This is a genomic window from Clostridium gasigenes, from assembly GCF_900104115.1.
Classification (GTDB): Bacteria; Bacillota; Clostridia; order Clostridiales; family Clostridiaceae; genus Clostridium; species Clostridium gasigenes.
Genome location: NZ_FNJM01000001.1, coordinates 329,374 through 342,003, shown reverse-complemented (window position 1 = coordinate 342,003; position 12,630 = coordinate 329,374). Strand labels below are relative to the sequence as shown.

Below are 12,630 nucleotides of genomic sequence, written 5' to 3'. Positions count from 1 at the left end.
TTTTTTCCCAAAATAAAAAAGCTAATGTCAAACACTAGCTTTTCTATTTCTAATTTCTCTTACTAAAGTTGCTTTTGATATTTGTGTCATTTTCTCAACTTGGGTATAACTATTCTTTTCTAATAATCCTACCGCATGATCCATTTGCTCTAAAGTATATTTTTTAGGTCTACCTTCTTTATATCCAGCTTTTGTTCTTGCTATTTCTCTTCCAGCTTGTGTCCTTTCTAAAATAGTGTTTCTTTCCATTTCTGCAACTGCAAACAATGTAGTTAAGAAAAACTTTCCCATGCTAGTGTTTTCTAATAACCCAACATTAAGAACATGAACTGATACACCTTTTTTGAATAGCTCTTGAACTATTTCAATTCCCTCTACAGTATTTCTTGCTAACCTATCTAATTTTGTTACTACTAATGTATCTCCATATTTTAACTTTTTTACTACTTCATCAAATATTGGTCTTTCTGTTGTTGCTCCTGTAAATTGTTCAGGATATAATTCAGCACTTTCATATTTTTCACTTATTTCTTTTTCCTGAACGTCTAACCCATACCCATCTAATTGTTTTCGAGTTGATACTCTACAATATCCATATATTTTCCCCATTTTGTCGTTCTCCTTTTGACTATGATTTTTGATTACGCTTTGAATCCTTATTTTACTACATATCAAAATCATAGTCAATAGTCCAAACTTATGATTACGGTCTTTTTTTGCAAGATTTCATTAACTACATTCAAAATTGATAAAATCCTTGTATCCTTGATAACTCAACCACATATAAAGGGTATTTGAGTTGTATGTCCCCTCTTTTGCATTGTTTTTCAATTTCTCTAATTTAATCAAATTCTTTACTTCTCTTAATAACTACCTCTAGCCTTTAAGTTTCAATGCTTTGATTCGGTTTTTCTTAATAGGCTATTACTATAAGAATTACTTATATACTTTTTTAAGTGTATATATTAGAAGTAATTTTCTATTTCTATTTCTAATCGGTATGGGTGCCATTTTGGCCTATTCCACCTTAAACCTTAAAGTTTTCTACTTGCTATCTTTGCAGCTTCTTTTTTAGCTTCACTTTCTAACCCTAAGTAAAATTGAGTAGTTACTATGCTTCTATGGTTTAGATTCTTCCTTACAAATTCTAAATCTCTATTATCATCATATAGCCTGTGAGCATATGTCTTTCTCATACTATGCCCGCTTATATTTTCTAATTTTAAGCTTAATCCAACTTTAGATAATATTTCACTGTATGATTTAGATGATATATGTTTATTCTTACACTTATTTGATAGAAATGCATATTCACTTCTTTTTTTATCTTCTATATAAACTTCTAATAAATCTATTAAATTATCTTCTATTGATTTATCCATAGGTTTTGGGCATTTTCTATCGGGATCACTATCTTTCTTTTTCCTTTGATAAGTTTTCCAAGCCTTAAACTGTTTCTTTTCTTGTATTATGAACTGTTTATCTTCTATTGCATCTAATATCTCTGCCACTGTTAAATCTACAATATCCCCAGTTCTATACCCTGTCGCTATTCCTATTTGAAAAATCATCAAGTTTCTTTCTTTATTTTCCTTACTTAGTTCTATTAATCTATCTTTAAATCTATAATATTGCTTTTCCGGTATAGGATTAGCTGCTACCTTCTTTTTCTTTATTTTATTTTCTTCTTTTTTCTTTCTTTTTCTCCTCTTCCTAACTTTCTTTTTATTCTCTTCAGCCAATTACCTCACCTGCCTAGCTCTATCATTAATTTCTTTTGTTATACTAAAAAACACTCATTGATTAATAGCACATAATCAATGAGTGTTTTCCCTTGCAATCCCTTCCAAGGGCATATATTAAATTTTATTTAATACCTTCTTAAGTGTTAAGTCTTTTTGGTTTAACAAAGTTTTTGGAGTATCCCAAGTAACTACTGGTGCTACTTCTTTATCTATTACTATATCTCCATTCGGCTTAGTTCTATATATAGACTTGTTTTTACTTATAAATGATTTATCACTCATACATCTTGTAGATTCATAGTTAACAGCTTTAATTGCTTCTTTCTTTTCTAACACTTTAATATTATGCTGCATTCTCTTATTAAGTAGGTTTCTCTGAATATGTTTTTGAATAGTTTCTCTTTTAATTTTCTTATCTTCTAATTTAGAATTTAAAATATTTGTTATTTGACTTGCATTAAATCCATTTAAATATAATTCTTCTATCTTATCCTTTTTATTATTCAACTTCATATCCTCTTCCACCTCTACTTTTTAAAATTCTTTATAGTTAACCCAAACCGCCAGGGTGGACGAACCCAACATTTCTTAATTTTATAATCTGCCATTTCTATGAAGTTTTATTATTATTGCCGATTCATTTATGTATTTATAATAATATATTTTAAAATAAAAAGCACCCTCGCTTAAACCTAATCTCCCTTGATCACAGTTTAATCGGAGTACTTCTACCTTGATTATATCCCATTTTTATTTAGTTTTTACGTTTTTTGCTCATTTTCTCCATTTCAACCTATTCACCACATCTTTTTTTTAAAGTTTCGGGTTTAACAATTGATAAAATAACATGTCCACTTTCCATAATTACCATTGCACCAGTTTTCTTCCCAGCCGTAAGATCTATTAATAATTTCATTTCGCTTGCATTTTTTATAGTTCTTTTTGAAGGACTACTTGTTGAATTTGTTATTGCAACTATTTTTTCACTATCAATACTATTTTCTAATCCTGCATTTATAAACTTCATTAATTCTTCCTCCTCTTCACTTATTCTAAGTATTGTGAACTACATCCACTTAATAAATTCATCATTGATAATATCTCTTTTTATTAAATTAACTAATACACCTTGATATATATTGCTATACTCTGCTTTTAGCGTAATTACTATATTATTCTTTTTAGCCTTATTAGATAGCTCTTCTAATTCCGCTATCTTAAAACGCTCTATTGGAATACTTATAATATGCTCTGCTTTCAAAGCTTTATTTATATACCTATCAACCATTTAGATTACCTCCATCTATTTCACCATTCTGCTACCGACATTGGTGACGGTAGCACTTAAAGAATTGTGAATTAACTCCATTGGATTTTTCCGAACATATTTGTAATTATATCTAATTCCTTTTGAGTAAGTGTTTTAAAGAAATACTTACCAGTTTTTTTATTTTTAAGCCTTATTTGGGTAGTTGTTTCATCAGGCTCTTTATTCCTATTAACCTTTGTAAATCCTTCGCTATCACTATAATTTAGTTCATTTTCAAGTTTTGCCCTTATGACAAAATATCCACTATTACTAACTGTATTAAGTAAGTTTAATATCTCCTCTTGATTGCATTGGTCACCTACCACTATTCCTATATCTAATCGTTTAGGCATATTGACCCCTCCTTTTAATATTTTTTTGATACTCAATATAATCAGTTCCTACTCTTTTATCATTGAGAACTAAATTACATCTTTAAATTTAACTCTTTCTATTGCAGTTCTATATATTTCATAATCTTTTTCTATTCCAATAAAGTTTCTATTTGTATTTATCGCTGCTACTGCAGTAGATCCTGAACCAATACAGTTATCTAAAACTATTGCTCCCTCGTTGGTGTATGTTTTTATCAAAAATTCTAATAATCTTACTGGTTTCTGTGTAGAATGAAAATGTTCCTTTTGCTTATCAGAACTAAATATTTGAACACTTCTAGGATATCTATCTGTACTTCCTCCACCTGATATTTCCTTAGACAAGGCTCCATATATATCTGTATTATTTTGAGTTGCAATATATTTTGTATATGTGTTTACTGGTGCATGTCCAATAGTTTTTTGCGGATTATATACCGGAAGCTTTTTATAGAAAACTAGTATATTTTCATGTGCTTTCATTGGCATTTTCTTAGCATTCAAATGCCCTGTTGCTTGAGTTTTTTCCCAAATCCATTCATACTTAAGCATATCTAAGTTACTAGCTCCTAGCACTTTATCAAATGGAGTTTGAGCAAATAATACTATAGCTCCATTATCCTTTATTATTCTATAGTATTGCTCCCATAAACTGTTTAAATCTATTACGCTATCCCACTTACATCTTGTTGTTCCATATGGTAAATCACATAAAATCATATCCATTGATTTATCTTTTATTTCATTCATAACTTCTAGGCAATCACCTAAATGAATACTATTCAACTTTAACAACTCTACTCACCTCATTTCATTCGTAATTTCAACAAATTATTTATTAACTACCACATAACTATATGTCTCTTTGTAATATTCTTTTTCCCTTTTTAGGTGCTCTTGCCATTCCTCTTCTTTACTTTCTTTTTGCCTTTTTATTTCTTTATTTATCTCTTCTATTTGTTTTTGTCTATCAGTTTTTTCTTTTTTCATTTCCTCTTTTCCCCTCTTGATCTTCTCTACATCCTTAGTCCTATTTATTTTTCTTATATAATCTTTAGATGTATTCGCTATATCTGCAGCTTCTCCAATTGTTTTTCCTTCTCCTAATAGCTTTACCACTAGCCCATATTTAGGTTTACCAACTTCCCTATTTTCTAACGATACATCTTTTACATACTTTTGTACCGTTGTATAATGTAATCCTACTTTTTTTCCTATAAATTCATAAGTTCTTCCTTTTTTTCTAAGTTCAATCATTTTCTTAATATCTTCATCTGTAGCTATTGCTTTCCTTTTTCTTCTAACTTCCATAACTCCTCCTAAATATTTTTTTCTAGTATTACAGCTGGACCTTCATCTTTTCCAATTTTCAAAGTATTAATATATTTTATTTATTGCTTCATAAATCTTTATAAATGTTTCTTCGCTTGGTACTCTTTTATTCGTTTCATAATCACAAATAGAATTTGCTGTCTTTTTAATTAATTTTGCTAATTTCTTCTGAGTTAAGTCTGCTCTCTCTCTATAAAACCTTATATATTCACCAACATAATCTTTACTTGAAGTCATTAATATAAATTCTTTTTCATTCATTTACTTACTAGCCTCCCTATTCATATTCTAATAATTTTTTATTTCTAAAATCTTTACTTTTCCTCTGCCTTTCATATATCTATCTTTACCACCATCATTTCCAACTGCTGATATTCTATATACTTCATCTGTATTTATTTCCATACTTCTAACATCTTCCCTTATCATAAGTGCCCCTATTAATTCCTTTGTACTTATGCCTTTTAAATTAACCATTCTAACACCTCTTTACATCATTTTTATTTGACCTGGTATATTTACCTTTAATCTTTTAATATCTACTATTGCTCTATAAAACTTATTAGTCCCTTGTATTTTAACTAGCTCTATTAATCCACTCTTCTCTAGTTCATTAATTTTTTTATTTATTACTTGCCTATCTTTATTTAATAGATTCGCTATAGCACTTTGAGTATAGTTCCCAATAACTAATAACATTAGAACCCTGAAACATAACCCACTTATATCTATTGTTGTTAAATGTTTTATATATTCTTCTTTCATTCGGACCACTCCCCTTTGTAGTTTATTTAAATTACACTTGTGGATATTTTGATTTACTTATTCTTTCTTCCAATGTTTATTTTTTATAATCCGCCTCATGCTTATATCCATATACACTCCACAGTTTTCTTCATTTAAAACTATCTTATAATTTGTTAGAGTATATCCTGGATACATTTTTTCTAACTCTTCTCTGCTTGGATGATTAGTTAGCATGTTATACATTTTTCTTCCTGAAAACTTATTATCATTAACACTTATTTCTGGCTTAGCTAATCCTACTGATTGGGTCCATCTTTTATTGCCTTTAGGGTCTTTACTTATATAATTTGCTAAATCTCCAAATCCAGTTTCATTTCCCTGTAATCTATCTGAATTCGCATAACCTTTTTTCCAAAACTTTTCTAAAGTATCTCTATCTAATTGACCATCTATCACTAAATGATGATGAATTTTTTTCCCTGTTCCATTTCCACCTTCTATTACTGCTATATATTTTAAATTTCCTAATCCTATCTTTTTTCTATATCTATTAATTCTAGCTATTAAATTAGCAATATCTTTTTTAGCATCATCATAGTCTTTTGGTTCTTCACCCTGTCTATATGTCAAATGTAATACTAAATCTGAATTATCAAAATTACAGTTTATTAATCTTCTTAAATATTCTCTAGCTCTTTTATCATTTAAGTTTTTTTGCTTAGGAGCACTTTCTTTCTTTTTGTTCTTTCTACTTTTATTCTTTTCTCTTAAATCTATAGGGTATACTTTTATGTCTAGATTTTCTAATATTTCTTTTAGTGTTGTATTCTTCTTTGATTGCTTCCATATCTTCTGTCTATATAACATATCTATCCATCTCCTGTATTCCCTATAGTTTTATTCTTATTATTTATAAATGCTTGAGTTGTTAATACCTATTACAAGTACCCCAAGGCTCTTTCGATACCTAAAAAAAGTAAAAATAATAAGCGATTTTTCTTATCGCTTTTTTGATATAGTTTGTCCAACTTCTTTTCGTAATTCTTCTTCTATAATAGCTTTTAAACTTCCACCCTCACGTTCTTCTCTTTCTTGAACTCTTGGCACAACCTTGTTAACTATGTCTAATATTATCCCCAAATTTTATTTACTTCTTTAACTATTTTCATTTGTTCTTCAACCACTTTCTTATCCAATCTTCTACTAAGTTCTAAAATTTCTGGATTACATAAATTATTTAATGTAACCCTGCTATTTAATTCTTTCATTAATTCTTTCATTACCATTAATCCTCCCACTATATTCAATCTTGAATATAGTAATTCATTTTTTACAGCATTTTTCGCAACTTAGGTTAAAAAATATCTAGCCTTCTAGGAGCTAGTTTGTCCACTTCTATTATTTATGGTAAAATCTTGATGAAAGAAGGTGCTTTTTAATGAAATTAAATCTTGATTGTATAAGAGATATTTTGTTAACTGTTGAGGATAATACTGATTTTTCAACATATATGTCCTATGATGTTGGAGAATCTTCTTATGACTTATTAACTAAATATTCTGATTCTGAAATCCTTTATCATATTAAGCAATGCGAACTCTCTGGTCTTATAACTAAAGTATCTTGGTACTTAAATGGTAGTTGTACTATATTAGACTTATCTCCATATGGACATCAATTCCTTGCTGATATTCGTTCCGATTCCAATTGGAATAAAACTAAATCTATTGCTAAAAACATAGGTTCATCATCTTTAACTACAGTTAAAGAAATTGCTACTAATGTTATTACTGAATTAATTAAATCTCAGTTTTAACACTACCCACTTTTAACTTTAGTGTAAGCTCTGCTAATCCATTAGCTGAGCTTACAACCTCATATGACATTACATTCTCTATAATAAATTCATCTAACTTAATTTCAGATTTATTTTCTTTTGTAATAATATTTAGACTATGCATAGCTAATCTCCTTTCATCGTAACTTATAAGGGTAAGCATTATCCTATTGATCCATTAAAGTATAAATAAGAATATCCATTATCTTTAAACGTAACTTTGAACCACTTAGATTCTTTTTTTATGCTCATTGGCCTTTGCTCATGCCTTTGTCCTAATCCCCAACCATTTAGATAGTTACATATTAATTTTTCTGCTAATTCTTCATCAGCCTCGGATAATTCCTTCATACCTCTAATGCTTCTAAAATCCCAGCCAAATACATCTTTTACTTCTTCGGCATTTCTAAATCTATACTGCCCTTGAATATTATTATCTATATATCTTTGTTCTATCTCTCTATAACTTAATTTATCAAAATTAATTTTAGACATAATTATTCATCCTTTCCTACTATCTCATACCAATTTTCTTTTTCAATTGAATGTATTTTATCAAATTTAAGCCTTTTTTTATCTAAATCTATTATTGTTATACAATGGTCATACATGATAACAGTAATAACATTTATACTCTTATACCTTTTATGCGATAATGTGACATCTCTTAAATTTATTCCACCTGCTGATAAACAAATCTTTGTACCCATTTCTTACGCTCCTTTCTTAGTATTTTTAAGCTTGTAAATTTATAACATTATTCTTGTCTGAAAAATCTTAAAATCCAATTATTTTCGAACTTTCACTTAATACATTTCCTAATATTTTTTTCAATTCTTCATTTTGGTGTTTAAGCTTTTCTAACTCCATTTCCATTCTTTTACGTTCTAGCGGAGAGAATTTTTCTATTGTTACTCCCTCCATATTTTGTATATATTCTAATGAAAACATTGGTTTTGGAATACCCCTGATTGTTTGAATAACTCCTGAACCTCTCCATTCTGTTATCGTTTTAATAGTTACTCCCCAACGCTCTGACAGCTCTGCTTGAGTTAATACTGTTTTCATTTCTCTTCAACTCCTTTCTTGTCATTTCTTGGTATACTTTGCAATTCCCTTGTTGTAAAATATCATTATTCACTATCAAAGGAGGTGCTTTTATGAAACGTATTTATGCAAATTTACTTGGGTTGATATTACGGATGAAGGTTTATTACATCAACGTAAGCCTTCAACTTATATTGATGAAGAAATTCAAGATATGTTTAAATATGATTATGTTAATGTTTCATATCAAAATAAAAACTATCGTATTCATCCATCATTTATACAAGTTGTTACTGAATAATATCTAAATTTAATATTTCTTTGAATCTATCTCCATTTTTGAACGTTGTTTTATTTGCTTGACTTTTAAATTCTCTATCAATGCAATTTTTCAATTTATCCCATTCATAAAGAGATAGTCCTTCAATAAGATTTGTAATTTTATATATTTTTTCTTTAACATCTAACTGCTCTTGAACTAGTACTTCAGTAGCAGTTTCTTTTTTATCTTCCATACTTCTAATCTCCTTTCTTGTCTTTTTTTGGTATACTTTGTAATATCTCTATAGTAAGATATTACCGTGAGCCTGAATCACCTCATTATGAAAGTGGGTGATATCATGACTAAAGAAGACATTGCATTAGAGTTAACTTTAAAATTATTAGATAATTTTAAATATGACTTTTCAGACTATGGCGGAACTACACCACTAGAACACGCCGAACATGATTCTGAAATTGCTTCAACTCTTTATAACAACATCTATAAAGAACTACTTAAAAATTCTTAAAATAATTTTTTAGGATATAAAAAACTATAAATACTAAACATAGATCCTATATTTTTATTTATTAATTCAGGCTCACACCCTTTATTAATTTCAGCTAATAATTTAAATTGCTCTTCTAAAATTTTTCTTGCTTCTGATTCTTCCATACTTATAATCTCCTTTCATATTTTTAATGAACGTTATTTCGTTCGTCTTTATGAACTTTCATATTAAAAAAATATTTTGGTATTTCATCTTTAGGGAACTTTAGCAATTCACACGATCTTTGTATTTCCTCTTGAGAGAACTCTAAGATATTGTTTAATCGTTGACTTAACGATACTCTTCCTATCCCTAGAGCCTTCGCAAATTTATCTTGTGTTCCATATAATTCTTTAATCTTCCCTCTTAAACTTCTGTAATCAAAAGCCAATTTTATCACCTCCTTGTTTGTGTTTCTGAACTTATCGTATCACTATTTTTTTTCTTAGTCAATCACTTTATTTCACTTTCTGAACTTTCCTTTTTCATTTCGTTGTTTTTTCTGAACATTAATGTTATATTATTAAAGAAATGGTGGTGATAATTTGAAAACTATAGCTGATAGAATAAAAGAAGCTTTAGGCATAAGGGGTATGAAACAATCAGATTTAGTAGAAAAGACCGGAATCGGAAAATCCTCTATAAGTACTTATCTTTCAGGTGCTTATGAGCCTAAACAAAGAAATATTTATAAAATCGCAAAAGCTTTAAACGTAAATGAACCTTGGTTAATGGGACTAGATGTACAAATGGAAAAATCAACGGAACAAATTTCGATAGATACTTCTCTTTGTATAAAAGAAATAAGGCTTATAAATGTATTCAAACAATTAAATGACACTGGAAAAGATGAAGCTATTAAAAGAGTTTCTGAACTAACTGAAATAATTAAATATACACAAGATGAAATATGTGCATCTAAAATGATAGCTGAAGAACCTGCACCTTATCTTTTTGATGCTCCAATAACAGTTGCAGCACACGATGATACTTTAACACATGATGAAAAAACTTTAATGGATGAAAGAATAATTGAGGCCTTGAAGAAATTATAAATATATACTGGATGGGGAACTTATGACAAAATATGAGACGTTAATAGCTGTGGCAACTAATCAAGGAGCCGTTGTTTTAGAGGTAGACCTCGGCACTGATAAGGCATGTGGTAAATGCATAGATAATATGTTAATTATTAATAGTAGAATAAATCAAAACGAAAAATATTGTGTGCTAGCTGAAGAGTTAGGTCATTTTCATAAAACACATGGTAATATTACTAATCAAAAGAAGATTGATAATGTTAAACAAGAAATTATCGCAAGGCAATGGAGCTATAGAGAACTTGTTGGCATTATGGATATAATAAAAGCTTTTGAACACGGATCAAGAGATCGGTTTGAAATGTCTGAATTTTTAAATATTACAGAGATTTTTTTAGAAGAAGCTTTGAATTATTATAAATCTAAATATGGTCTTAGCTGTGAAATTGATAACTATATAATTTATTTTGAGCCTTACTTGGGTATATTAAAAATGTATTAACTAATGATTAGTAAGAGGTGATAATTTTGAAATTTGAGAATAAAGAAGTTGAAAAAATGTATTATGATGTCCATAGAAAATATAATATTAATAGTGTAAGAGATAATTCAAAAGTTGTTACTTATGAGGATATATTAAATATTGAAGAATACTTTAAAAATTTTGATGATATATTTAATGATAAAATATAGTAAATAAGAAAGGATTGATTTATATGGAAAAAGATTTATTTGAATTAATGACTAAAATGTATAGTGAAATGCAAGGAGGTTTTGAAAAAGTTACTACTCGTTTAGATAGTCTTGAAACTGAAATTCAAGATGTTAAAGTCGAAGTAAAAAAAACTAACTTGGTTATAGAAAATGATATTAAACCTAGTATCCACGCTTTATTTGATGGATATGTACAAAATACAGAATCTATTACAAGAGTTGAAGATGAATTGAAGAACTTAAGAATTTCTATTAATAATCTAAATATAAAAACTTTAGAAAATGAAAATAACATTATTTCATTTAGTAGAAGATTAAGTAATTTAGATAATCAGAAACATTAATAATTTAAAGGGAGTGATCTTATTCAATATAGTGTTACCTATAGAGAAAAGAATGGCGGGATACAAACTATTGTTAGATTTAAAGATAAAGATGGTAAATGGAAACAAAAAACTAAACAATGTGGTAAAAAGAAATCTTTAGCAAAATTAGCTGCTGATAAAATTATTGATGAATTAAAATCAAATCAATCATTTAATACTGACTTTGATTTATATACTGTATATGAGTTAAAGAGTGAATATTTAGCCCATATCCAATTGCATAGAGAACCTGCTACATACAATACTTATAAACAACGTCTTGCTAACTATTCTTCATTAGACAATAATAAAATTACAGATTTAAGTCTTATCGATGTTCAAAAATGTGTAAATGAAATGGTTAAGAATAAACTATCTATTTCAACTATAAAGATTTCGCACACTGTTTTTAATTCTTTTATAAAATGGGTTGGAATAAACTATAATTTAAAATTACCATTATTAAAAGGGGTTACTATTCCTAAAGATAAATCCAACTCTGAAAAAAAAGCGCTTAATTCTAAAGAACTTAAAAAGCTTATACAATTTTATAAGTCTAGAGAATCATATAGCTTAAATTATTATATTTCTATTTTAATTGCTTCTAAAGCTGGTTTAAGAATGGGGGAAATTTCCGGACTAACCTGGAATGATATAGATTTTGATAAGGGTTATATATCAGTTAACAAGCAATGGAAATTATTAAAAGAAACTGGTGAATATGGATTCGGAACTTTAAAATCTACTAATTCTTTTAGAACTGTTCCTGTTTCTCCAAGCATATTAAATGAATTAGAGTTAATTAAATCTAATTCACCAATAAATATTAATAGAAGAATTATTAGTACCAATAACACCGCTAGTCTTAATAATGGTTTAGATGCAAGTTTAAAAAAGAACTTTAACATCACAGCACACGAATTACGCCACACATACGCTACAAACTTAATAGCTAACGGTTTAGACTTTAAAACTACTGCGAAGCTATTAGGGCATGACGTAGAGCAAACTATGCGTATTTATTCCCATGTTACCGATGAAATGTTTGATGTTGCTAAGAAACTTATAGCTATTTGTGCCAAATAAAATTTCTTATTATATTTTTTATTATATTTTTGTGCCTTTTTTGTGCCTTTTGCTATTTAAGCAAATAACAAAACCTCCAAAACCTAGTTATGTCTAGCCTTAGAGGTTTTATTTCTTTAATATATAGAATTATACTTTATTATTATCTTCGTTTCAACTTAAAATAACTATATCAGTCTTAATTATCTATTCATGTGATGTTAGTAAGATTCAAGTATTTTT

The 12,630-nt window shown here is 28.2% G+C and carries 28 protein-coding genes; 7 read left to right on the top strand and 21 right to left on the bottom strand.

The window, feature by feature from the left end:
- Positions 1-27 precede the first annotated feature (27 nt).
- The 14 genes from BLS77_RS01675 to BLS77_RS19430 all read right to left on the bottom strand — a co-directional run bounded on the left by BLS77_RS01675 (position 28) and on the right by BLS77_RS19430 (position 6,787).
- Positions 28-609: a recombinase family protein gene (locus tag BLS77_RS01675; protein WP_089965171.1), complete on the bottom strand. Its 582-nt coding sequence runs from the start codon at positions 607-609 to the stop codon at positions 28-30.
- Between the two features lie 425 nt (positions 610-1,034).
- Positions 1,035-1,742 carry a tyrosine-type recombinase/integrase gene (locus BLS77_RS01670; RefSeq protein WP_242873910.1) on the bottom strand — a complete coding sequence of 236 codons (708 nt, stop codon included), beginning with the start codon at positions 1,740-1,742 and terminating at the stop codon, positions 1,035-1,037.
- 117 nt (positions 1,743-1,859) lie between these two features.
- Entirely contained in the window at positions 1,860-2,258 is a 399-nt protein-coding gene (locus BLS77_RS01665; RefSeq protein WP_089965170.1) for a hypothetical protein, read from the bottom strand.
- Between the two features lie 280 nt (positions 2,259-2,538).
- Entirely contained in the window at positions 2,539-2,772 is a 234-nt protein-coding gene (locus BLS77_RS01660; protein WP_089965168.1) for a DUF370 domain-containing protein, read from the bottom strand.
- Positions 2,773-2,811: 39 nt separating this feature from the next.
- Entirely contained in the window at positions 2,812-3,033 is a 222-nt protein-coding gene (locus BLS77_RS01655; RefSeq protein WP_089965167.1) for a hypothetical protein, read from the bottom strand.
- 71 nt (positions 3,034-3,104) lie between these two features.
- Entirely contained in the window at positions 3,105-3,407 is a 303-nt protein-coding gene (locus tag BLS77_RS01650; RefSeq protein WP_089965165.1) for a hypothetical protein, read from the bottom strand.
- 69 nt (positions 3,408-3,476) lie between these two features.
- Positions 3,477-4,223, bottom strand: a complete 747-nt coding sequence (locus BLS77_RS01645; protein WP_253199613.1) for a DNA-methyltransferase — start codon at positions 4,221-4,223, stop codon at positions 3,477-3,479.
- Positions 4,224-4,259: 36 nt separating this feature from the next.
- On the bottom strand, positions 4,260-4,739 hold the full coding sequence (locus BLS77_RS01640; protein ID WP_089965164.1) for a hypothetical protein: 480 nt from the start codon (positions 4,737-4,739) through the stop codon (positions 4,260-4,262).
- Positions 4,740-4,805: 66 nt separating this feature from the next.
- Positions 4,806-5,021, bottom strand: a complete 216-nt coding sequence (locus BLS77_RS01635) for a helix-turn-helix domain-containing protein (RefSeq protein WP_089965162.1) — start codon at positions 5,019-5,021, stop codon at positions 4,806-4,808.
- Between the two features lie 27 nt (positions 5,022-5,048).
- Positions 5,049-5,237, bottom strand: coding sequence for a hypothetical protein (locus BLS77_RS01630; protein ID WP_089965160.1), 189 nt, complete (start codon positions 5,235-5,237; stop codon positions 5,049-5,051).
- Positions 5,238-5,249: 12 nt separating this feature from the next.
- Positions 5,250-5,525, bottom strand: a complete 276-nt coding sequence (locus tag BLS77_RS01625; protein WP_089965159.1) for a MarR family transcriptional regulator — start codon at positions 5,523-5,525, stop codon at positions 5,250-5,252.
- 57 nt (positions 5,526-5,582) lie between these two features.
- A complete protein-coding gene (locus BLS77_RS01620; protein WP_089965157.1) occupies positions 5,583-6,374 on the bottom strand; it encodes a rolling circle replication-associated protein in 792 nt (263 codons plus the stop codon).
- 132 nt (positions 6,375-6,506) lie between these two features.
- A complete protein-coding gene (locus tag BLS77_RS19675; protein ID WP_175490736.1) occupies positions 6,507-6,647 on the bottom strand; it encodes a hypothetical protein in 141 nt (46 codons plus the stop codon).
- Complete coding sequence (locus BLS77_RS19430; protein ID WP_175490735.1) at positions 6,638-6,787, bottom strand: Spo0E family sporulation regulatory protein-aspartic acid phosphatase; 150 nt, start codon at positions 6,785-6,787, stop codon at positions 6,638-6,640. Before BLS77_RS19430 ends, BLS77_RS19675 begins: the two co-directional genes overlap by 10 nt.
- Before the next feature lie 158 nt (positions 6,788-6,945).
- Here BLS77_RS19430 and BLS77_RS01615 point away from each other — a divergent pair, with 158 nt between their 5' ends.
- Complete coding sequence (locus tag BLS77_RS01615) at positions 6,946-7,323, top strand: DUF2513 domain-containing protein (protein ID WP_089965156.1); 378 nt, start codon at positions 6,946-6,948, stop codon at positions 7,321-7,323.
- On the opposite strand, the gene BLS77_RS19670 is transcribed toward BLS77_RS01615, so the two are convergent.
- From BLS77_RS19670 to BLS77_RS01590, 5 genes are all read right to left on the bottom strand, one after another.
- Positions 7,307-7,468 (bottom strand): hypothetical protein, encoded by a 162-nt coding sequence (locus tag BLS77_RS19670; protein WP_175490734.1) that lies wholly within the window; start codon positions 7,466-7,468, stop codon positions 7,307-7,309. The genes BLS77_RS01615 and BLS77_RS19670 overlap by 17 nt on opposite strands.
- 38 nt (positions 7,469-7,506) lie before the next feature.
- The gene (locus tag BLS77_RS01610; RefSeq protein WP_089965155.1) at positions 7,507-7,839 is read right to left on the bottom strand and encodes a hypothetical protein; all 333 of its coding nucleotides are present in this window, start codon (positions 7,837-7,839) and stop codon (positions 7,507-7,509) included.
- A gap of 2 nt (positions 7,840-7,841) precedes the next feature.
- Complete coding sequence (locus tag BLS77_RS01605; protein WP_089965153.1) at positions 7,842-8,054, bottom strand: hypothetical protein; 213 nt, start codon at positions 8,052-8,054, stop codon at positions 7,842-7,844.
- Between the two features lie 67 nt (positions 8,055-8,121).
- On the bottom strand, positions 8,122-8,412 hold the full coding sequence (locus BLS77_RS01600; RefSeq protein WP_089965151.1) for a histidine kinase: 291 nt from the start codon (positions 8,410-8,412) through the stop codon (positions 8,122-8,124).
- A gap of 269 nt (positions 8,413-8,681) precedes the next feature.
- Positions 8,682-8,906: a hypothetical protein gene (locus BLS77_RS01590; protein ID WP_089965148.1), complete on the bottom strand. Its 225-nt coding sequence runs from the start codon at positions 8,904-8,906 to the stop codon at positions 8,682-8,684.
- 105 nt (positions 8,907-9,011) lie between these two features.
- Between BLS77_RS01590 and BLS77_RS19665 the strand changes: the two genes are divergently transcribed.
- Positions 9,012-9,182, top strand: a complete 171-nt coding sequence (locus tag BLS77_RS19665; protein WP_175490733.1) for a hypothetical protein — start codon at positions 9,012-9,014, stop codon at positions 9,180-9,182.
- On the opposite strand, the gene BLS77_RS19660 is transcribed toward BLS77_RS19665, so the two are convergent.
- Together BLS77_RS19660 and BLS77_RS01585 are read right to left on the bottom strand one after the other, a co-directional pair.
- A complete protein-coding gene (locus BLS77_RS19660) occupies positions 9,179-9,328 on the bottom strand; it encodes a hypothetical protein (protein WP_175490732.1) in 150 nt (49 codons plus the stop codon). The two genes, BLS77_RS19665 and BLS77_RS19660, sit on opposite strands and share 4 nt — an antisense overlap.
- Positions 9,329-9,351: 23 nt before the next feature.
- On the bottom strand, positions 9,352-9,594 hold the full coding sequence (locus tag BLS77_RS01585) for a DUF739 family protein (protein WP_089965147.1): 243 nt from the start codon (positions 9,592-9,594) through the stop codon (positions 9,352-9,354).
- A 154-nt stretch (positions 9,595-9,748) separates the two neighbouring features.
- On the opposite strand from BLS77_RS01585, the gene BLS77_RS01580 reads away from it, so the two are divergent.
- From BLS77_RS01580 to BLS77_RS01565, 5 genes are read left to right on the top strand one after another with little or no spacing between them, the layout of a single operon-like run.
- A complete protein-coding gene (locus tag BLS77_RS01580) occupies positions 9,749-10,258 on the top strand; it encodes a helix-turn-helix domain-containing protein (RefSeq protein WP_089965145.1) in 510 nt (169 codons plus the stop codon).
- A 22-nt stretch (positions 10,259-10,280) separates the two neighbouring features.
- Positions 10,281-10,745, top strand: a complete 465-nt coding sequence (locus BLS77_RS01575; RefSeq protein WP_089965143.1) for an ImmA/IrrE family metallo-endopeptidase — start codon at positions 10,281-10,283, stop codon at positions 10,743-10,745.
- A gap of 26 nt (positions 10,746-10,771) precedes the next feature.
- Positions 10,772-10,936: a hypothetical protein gene (locus tag BLS77_RS19655; protein ID WP_175490731.1), complete on the top strand. Its 165-nt coding sequence runs from the start codon at positions 10,772-10,774 to the stop codon at positions 10,934-10,936.
- Positions 10,937-10,959: 23 nt separating this feature from the next.
- Complete coding sequence (locus BLS77_RS01570) at positions 10,960-11,301, top strand: hypothetical protein (protein WP_089965141.1); 342 nt, start codon at positions 10,960-10,962, stop codon at positions 11,299-11,301.
- A 21-nt stretch (positions 11,302-11,322) separates the two neighbouring features.
- Complete coding sequence (locus BLS77_RS01565; RefSeq protein WP_341423411.1) at positions 11,323-12,408, top strand: tyrosine-type recombinase/integrase; 1,086 nt, start codon at positions 11,323-11,325, stop codon at positions 12,406-12,408.
- Positions 12,409-12,630: the final 222 nt, after the last annotated feature.